The organism is Bacillus sp. JJ783, from assembly GCF_036963225.1.
Classification (GTDB): Bacteria; Bacillota; Bacilli; order Bacillales; family Bacillaceae_G; genus Bacillus_A; species Bacillus_A cereus_U.
Genome location: NZ_JBALMG010000085.1, coordinates 758 through 8,235, shown reverse-complemented (window position 1 = coordinate 8,235; position 7,478 = coordinate 758). Strand labels below are relative to the sequence as shown.

The following is a 7,478-nucleotide window of genomic DNA, read 5'->3' as shown; positions in this document are numbered from 1 at the left end:
CTAAAATCGTGTTATCTACATGATGGTTCGCAAATCTCGTCATAGTTTTTTCTCTCCCTTATTTGTTTTCTCTAATTTAGCGTAACTTCCGTATTACATAATATTAGTATGTTTGAATGTTTAATATGAATGAAATTACCTAAAGTATACAATTTTAGTTTGTGTATGTAGTGGAGTTAATGTGTGGTTTGTATGAAGTTTTAAATTGTAAATATGCCATTTGAACACCTCACATTCACAGTAAACAAAAATAATTAAGTTTTTTAATCATTTACTTTTATAGGGATACGAATACATTGTCTCGAATAAAGAATTATGGGTTCTGGTGCAAATATATGAAGAAGAACATGGATGATAGTAGATTCCTAACGGAATCGTATTTTATGCTATAAGTCCAAACACTCGGTGGACGAACTCTTTCTGATTTTGGACAGACTGATTCTGTAAATCAATTTTTCCCTTTTTTATCATATGCATGGCTTCAACACCACCCAATATAGAAATTGCTGTTTTAAATGACTTGAATCCCAACATAGAACGCACACGTTTCTTAATAAAACGGTGATCTTGTTCCACTATATTATTGAGATATCTAACTTGCCTTAGTTGTATGCCTTCAGGCATATGTTTCTCTTCTTTCAACTCTTGAATCGCTACAGGATAGGCAAGGTTCTTATCTACTGTTATTACGCGAGGTTTAGAAACGTACGAAAAAGCCAAGGCTTTCTTGAAAAAGCGCTTGGCTGCTTGTTTATCTCTTGATTTACTTAGATAAAAATCAATTGTATTACCTTCTGAATCGACTGCACGATATAAATACATCCAATGCCCTTTTACTTTAATATAAGTTTCATCGACTCTCCACGAGTCATTTGTTGATTTAAGATGATGTCGTAATTTCTCTTCTAATTGAGGTCCATATTGATGAACCCAACGCATAATCGTTGTGTGAGCAATTGATAATCCCCTTTCCTCCATCATTTCCACCAGGTTACGAAAGCTCAAATTGTACCGTAGGTACCACCTTACTGTTAATAAGATTAGTTCAGGCTGATAATGCTTCCATTTGAACAAATTTTCCTTTTCCATACTGATCACACACCTTTTATAGATTAGTAATTGATGCTTAATGTGGAAATGGTAACTCGCGAAAAAATGTCGAATTTAACAGAAAATTGTATATTTTTGTTGTTTTATTTTTATTTTCATGCTAGACTTATAATTACAAAGAAAGAGTATACAAAAACCCTTAGCGATATAATTGTCTGAATTTTTAGTTTTATTTGTTGGTTTGCTTTACATCATTGACATGTGTGTATGCATTTTTTCCTCCACTCTTTCTTTGCTGTGCCCTTTAGAAAAAAACAACTTGTCCTTATCCAAGTTGTTTTTTTTCTGTAAAGATTTCATTTATTGTTTATGATAGTTGAGGTAGTAATTCAAAAAAGTACCTATCAGGGACATAGTTTTTAAGGCGAGTTTTTGGAAAGCATTTTTATGAAAAATTGGCAGGAATCATTTAAAAATTAAAATAACCCCTCTTTTCTGTGTACCTCGACACATTTAATTTGTATAATATAAAAACTAAGAAAATTAAAAAAATAAATACATATGCATGTTTACATAAATAGGGGTGAGAGAATATGTACAAACTGACCGAGATTATTGACGTAAAAGAAATACAAACTATGGCAGAACACTTTTATCTTTTAACACAGATTTCACATCAGCTGCTTGATTGCAACGGAGGAATCATATTTCATTACGGCACACCATCCTCTGATATACATTTACATACAAAAATTCATGTCCCTATTATATTCAATGAAAATACGATTGGTGATTTTGTAATTTTGTCGCCTAAAGATAGTATTGAATCTTGCACTATATACTTTAAATCCCTTGCAACGATTATAACGAATAAAGGAATGAATACATTACAGCAATTGCAGAAAGATCAATCTATCCCTGCTGAAAAATTATATACGATTTTACACAACATGCCCGTTATGGTTGATGCTTGTGATGAAGAAGGGAATATTGTCATATGGAACCGAGAGTGTGAACTTGTAACAGGTTATAGTGCCGCTGAAATTATTAACAATCCTTGCGCGTTAGAGCTACTTTATCCAGATGAAACGTATCGGAACCAGTTACTTCATGGATTTTCTGAACTCGGTAAAAACTTTCGTGATTGGGAAATGACACTTACTTGTAAAAACGGTGATGAAAAAACACTCCTGTGGTCAAACCTTTCAGAAGAATTCCCTGTTCCTGGATACAGTTACTGGGCAGTTGGTATTGATATTACGCATCGGAAACAGGTAGAAGAAAAACTTATAGAAAAATCTTCAGAGTTAGAATTAATTTTTAAAGCACTCCCAGACTTATGTTTTTTAACAAGACTTGACGGAGTAATCGTTGATTATAAAGCCGGCTGTCCATCAAGATTTTATGTACCTGTCGAACAATTTATGTATAAAAAATTTCAGGATGTGTTACCTTTAGATGTTGCCCTGCAGCTACAAGAAGCAATTGCAAGGGTACAGCAGAATAATTCCATAGAAATTGTAGAATACTCCTTGCTCATGCATAATAGTATTTACTTTTTTGAAGCACGATGTTTACCGCTATTAACAGATAAAGTGATGGTTATGGTTCGCGATATTACAGAGCGGAAAAAGACAGAGGAACTATTAAATAGATCAGATAAATTAGCTACTGTCGGTCAACTCGCTGCAGGGGTTGCACATGAAGTGCGAAACCCACTTACTGTTATTAAAGGGTTTATACAATTATTAGAGATACACATGAAAAATGAATCAAAATATTTTCAACTCATACTTTCTGAAATTGAGCGCATTGAATCTATTATTCACGAATTTTTATCTATCGCTAAACCTGAGGTGTGTTCTTTTGAACAAGAGAGCATCGATGTAATTTTAGAAAACGTTGTATCATTAATTAACACAAAGGCAATTATGACAAATATTCATGTCACATTCCAAACGGATCCTGACGTTGTATATATTGATTGTTGTAAAAAACAATTAAAACAAGTGTTTATCAATGTTTTACAAAATTCGATTGAAGCAATGCCACATGGGGGAGACATAATCATTACCACTAAAAAAGTAAGTAACAATGAGGTGGAAATTTGTATTTCAGATGAGGGGATTGGTATTCCAGAAGAAAGAATTGCAAAACTTGCTGAACCTTTTTATAGTACGAAAGAAAAAGGAACAGGTCTCGGTTTAATGATTAGTTACAAAATTATTGAAAGTCATCAGGGAAGAATTTGTATAACAAGTAAAGTTGGAGTAGGAACCTCGGTGTACATTTATTTACCGCTTTTGCAAGATGTTTAAATACTGACTTAAATGAAATTATGGCATGTTATTTTGAGATTACATGTGTACAAGCGGCCTTGTGGGTATACTCCCAAAATTTTCTCAACAAAAAAATCCCCGTAAAGCATATACACTTTACGGGGAGAGCCTGTTTTCTATCTTATTATATACGTACAGCCGTACCGCTTACAGCAACCATTAACATACCATCACGAACAACTTCGTAGTCTACGTCAACACCAACGATGGCATTAGCACCTTTTTGTCTTGCAAGTTCTTTCATTTCGTCCATTGCAATATCACGTGCTTCTTTTAATTTACTTTCATAAGCACCGGCACGACCACCGACAACATCACGAACTGAAGCGAATAAATCGCGGACAATATTTGCACCCATAATAGCTTCACCATTTACAATATCAATATATTCACTAATTTCTTTCCCTTGAATTCCCTGCGTCGTTGTTACAATCATGATTGACACTCTCCTATAACTTATAATTTTTAATTGGCGTTTCTTATGTCTTTATTATGACATGGAAAAAGTAGCTAAACTATCTAATAACCTTACAGGAATGTGACATTTTTGTAAGGAAGATTTACTCATTTTCTATTCGGATTTCTGTAAAACATGACCATTTTCTGACCAATCTTGTCGGGATAGATATACTAATTCTGTAATTGTTCGCTTTCCATCAAGCTCTAGCAATAAAAAAGCCTTGCTAATCGCAAGACTCCTCTCCTCATTTCATCCAATTGTGTATCGACTATCCTCTGAAACAAGTAAACTTGTATGATCAATTTTGACACGACATTTCCCTAACCGCCGCTTTACTTCCGATTGTAATTTCTTGTTTGCTTCTTCTAAAGAATGTGCTGGAATAATTGCTGATTGTAAGTCTGTTACCTTGCCATCATACATCACAGAAAAATCAATTTCATATCGATGTATCATGATTTCCCCACTTCCTTTCCAATAGTACGCTTACAACTCATCCTTACATGCTTTTTGTTTTCATATATTTTTACAATTACACTACGTTTCTTCACAAGCCTCGCTAACCCTGCCAAAATAACCTTTAAAAATTCCAATACTTAATAAAATATATGCAACAACCTTAAAAAAATCATTCTCAAACCCTTTTTTTTCGAAATTTCATTTAAGCTACTTAAAATCCCGAATAACAAACATAATCTCATTCGATACCAAATATATTAACGATTCATTAAAAATCGATTACAAACAAATCTGGAATGTGATTTTCTCTGGAATGGAAACTTTTTGTGCTGAAAATTATATAAATATTGTTATCCAACACACCCAATTGATAATCCTGGTAAAAAGGAGCTAAATTTTTATCACTACTCATATCTCTCCTCCAAAAACAGTCTTGTTATTTAGAATAATAAGTCTAATTATGATGCAATTTGTAGGATTTTTATACTCTTTGTCGAATACATGTAAAAAGGGGGGAATATGGCATGCTGTTCACAGGATTCTTCATTAATCTATCTATTTTTTCTTTCCTAGCTAGTTCAGCTATTTTTATTCAAGTATTTATAAGGAAAATGGATTACAAATTTATCCATTTATTTTGGGGCACATATTCAGGTATCATAGCTGCTATTTTGATGATTTTTAATTTTAAGCACATGGGATTGTTTTATGACTTGCGAGCCGTTCCTCTTATTATTTCGTTTATTTATTTTGGTCGTACAGCTGGCTGGATTACATTAATTTTTATTTTATTTATGCGTATTTTCTACCTTGGTGGTGATTGGGGACCAGCTTTGATAGCTGCTTTAGGAATTGCTACTATATATACTATATTCAAAACATATCTCAAAAATACCCATCCCTTTAAAAGCGTCTTTCTTTATCTAGCTGTTTATCTAGCCATAATTCATTGGGTATTTGGATTCTTTTTTCCTTCTATCTCACTTATACTTCTTGACATCCAAGGTACATTATTTATATCTTGCGGACTCTTAATTGGTGTTTTTCTTATGGAATCCTATCAAAATTTATATAACTTAACACAAGACCTAGCTAAAGCGAATGAAACTTTACTAGAATCAAAGCAAGTATTAAGGGATACCGTACATGAATTGCAAGGAGGTATTTTTAAATTTAAAAAAGAAAATGGGGATTTTATCCACACTTTATGTGATGGGCAGTTATTTTATCACCATGGGTTTCACTCCGAACAAGTGGTAGGAAAAAGTTTACTGACCATTGATTCTTCCATTGTTCCATTTCATTTACTTCCTCGACTACTAAAATATTATCAAGAGGCATGGGATGGTGAAGAAGTCAATTTCGAACTGCCATGGCCAACTGATGAGACTATTATCCTTTTCTCTCTTAGGCCTGTTAAAAGAAAGGGAACAGTGGTTGAGGTGGTTGGTTCTACGGTTGATATAACGAAAAGAAAAAATGCGGAAGATGAACTAAAGGTGACGAAAGAACGTCTGGAGTCATTTGTAAATCATAACGTAGATGCTATCACTATATTTGATTTAGATGGACATATGATACAAGCGAATAAAGCTTATGAGAAGATATTTGGTTGGTCAGAAAAAGAAAGCTTGGGAAAAAAATTACCTTGCGTACCTGATTTTTTAATGAATCAAACCTTAGAAACTATCAAAAACATTGAAAATATTAATACAAAAGACCTTGTTATAAATAGAGTAGAAACAGTTAGACAACGAAAAGACAACACGCTCATTGATGTAAGCTTGACAATTTCACCAATTCTAGATTTAAGGGGCAATATAATTGCTTTATCAGGAATTTGTAGAGACATTTCTGAAAGGAAACAAGCAGAAAGAGAACGCCGTCAATTACATCAACAATTAAGAGACAGTGAAATGAAATACCGTGCGCTCATCGAACAAGCAACTGACGCAGTATATGTAGTAGAGCTAAATGAGGATCAACTTCCAGCTCGATTTATTGAGGTAAATCCTGTTGCGTGTAAAAGATTTGGATATAGTAGAGAAGAGCTTCTTTCGATGCCATTTCCTAGTAACGTTCCGCCAGATTCTCCGATAATCAAAAGAGTGATAGAAAAAATTAGAGAAGGGCAAACTTCTTTCACTTTGCAAGATGAATTTGTTTTTCCGACAGGAAGAACAATAACAACTGAGTTTGGTGTCCGTGTTTTTAACTTGAATGGCAAAAATGTTTTCTTGAGTATCTCTCGAGATATCACAGAACGGTTAAAAACAGAGGAATTATTACGAAAATCAGAGAAACTTGCTGTAGTAGGTCAATTATCCACTGCAATTGCTCATGAAATTAAAAATCCTTTAACAGCAATGAAAGGATTCATGCAGTTATTAAAATCAATGGAAAATAAGAACACTGAGCATTATATAGATATAGTGTTAGCAGAGGTTGAACGTATAGATAGTATTACTAATGAATTTATGACATTAGCAAAACCTGAGGCATTAGAAATTAAAACGAATGACCTGAATGTATTAATGAAACAAATTGTAATGTTACTTGAACCTCAAGCGATAATGAATTGCATACAAATTACAACTGAGTTTACATCTGATACTTCATTCATACTTTGTGAAGGGAATCAATTAAAGCAAGCTTTTATAAATGTCTTAAAAAATGCGATTGAAGCAACACCAATGGGAGGGGAAATCTTGATTCAAATCGAATATGCACCTGATAAAAAACAGGTAAACATTCAATTTACCGATTACGGCTGTGGAATTGAAAAAGAACGTTTACCTTATCTAGGGGAACCATTTTATAGTATCAAAGAAAATGGTATCGGTTTAGGATTAATGATTTGTTATAAAATTATTGAAAAGCACCAAGGAAAGATACTTATTGAAAGTGAAGTAGGAAAAGGAACAACAGTTAATATAAATCTTCCTATATCTACTCTCGAAAAAGAAAACTCTTATTCATCTTCTTAGGTACATCCTAGAACCATGAGGTACAGTTATATAATTTATTAAATTTTCCCCTTTAGATTTAATTATCTAAAGGGTTATCTGTTTATGTTAAGAAAATCTCATATTGTACTCTCGCCATTTAGCAGCTTTACGAACTGTTTGAAGTAGGGACTTCTTGGGAGGTATAAACTTTCTAATAATCTT

Annotated in this window: 6 protein-coding genes; 2 read left to right on the top strand and 4 right to left on the bottom strand. The window is 33.2% G+C overall.

Annotated elements, in window-relative coordinates:
- Window positions 1–381: 381 nt before the first annotated feature.
- A complete protein-coding gene (locus tag V7038_RS17975; protein ID WP_078181353.1) occupies window positions 382–1,089 on the bottom strand; it encodes an IS6 family transposase in 708 nt (235 codons plus the stop codon).
- Between the two features lie 554 nt (window positions 1,090–1,643).
- Here V7038_RS17975 and V7038_RS17970 point away from each other — a divergent pair.
- Window positions 1,644–3,368, top strand: coding sequence for a PAS domain-containing sensor histidine kinase (locus tag V7038_RS17970; protein ID WP_335471209.1), 1,725 nt, complete (start codon window positions 1,644–1,646; stop codon window positions 3,366–3,368).
- 145 nt (window positions 3,369–3,513) lie between these two features.
- Here the strand turns inward: V7038_RS17970 and V7038_RS17965 are convergent, their stop codons facing one another.
- From V7038_RS17965 to V7038_RS17955, 3 genes are all read right to left on the bottom strand, one after another.
- Window positions 3,514–3,825 carry a heavy metal-binding domain-containing protein gene (locus tag V7038_RS17965; protein WP_000637500.1) on the bottom strand — a complete coding sequence of 104 codons (312 nt, stop codon included), beginning with the start codon at window positions 3,823–3,825 and terminating at the stop codon, window positions 3,514–3,516.
- Window positions 3,826–4,098: 273 nt separating this feature from the next.
- Entirely contained in the window at window positions 4,099–4,305 is a 207-nt protein-coding gene (locus tag V7038_RS17960; protein ID WP_002107087.1) for a hypothetical protein, read from the bottom strand.
- Window positions 4,306–4,576: 271 nt separating this feature from the next.
- Window positions 4,577–4,720 carry a hypothetical protein gene (locus V7038_RS17955; protein ID WP_002162238.1) on the bottom strand — a complete coding sequence of 48 codons (144 nt, stop codon included), beginning with the start codon at window positions 4,718–4,720 and terminating at the stop codon, window positions 4,577–4,579.
- A gap of 112 nt (window positions 4,721–4,832) precedes the next feature.
- Here V7038_RS17955 and V7038_RS17950 point away from each other — a divergent pair, with 112 nt between their 5' ends.
- Window positions 4,833–7,295 (top strand): PAS domain S-box protein, encoded by a 2,463-nt coding sequence (locus tag V7038_RS17950; protein WP_335471206.1) that lies wholly within the window; start codon window positions 4,833–4,835, stop codon window positions 7,293–7,295.
- Window positions 7,296–7,478: the final 183 nt, after the last annotated feature.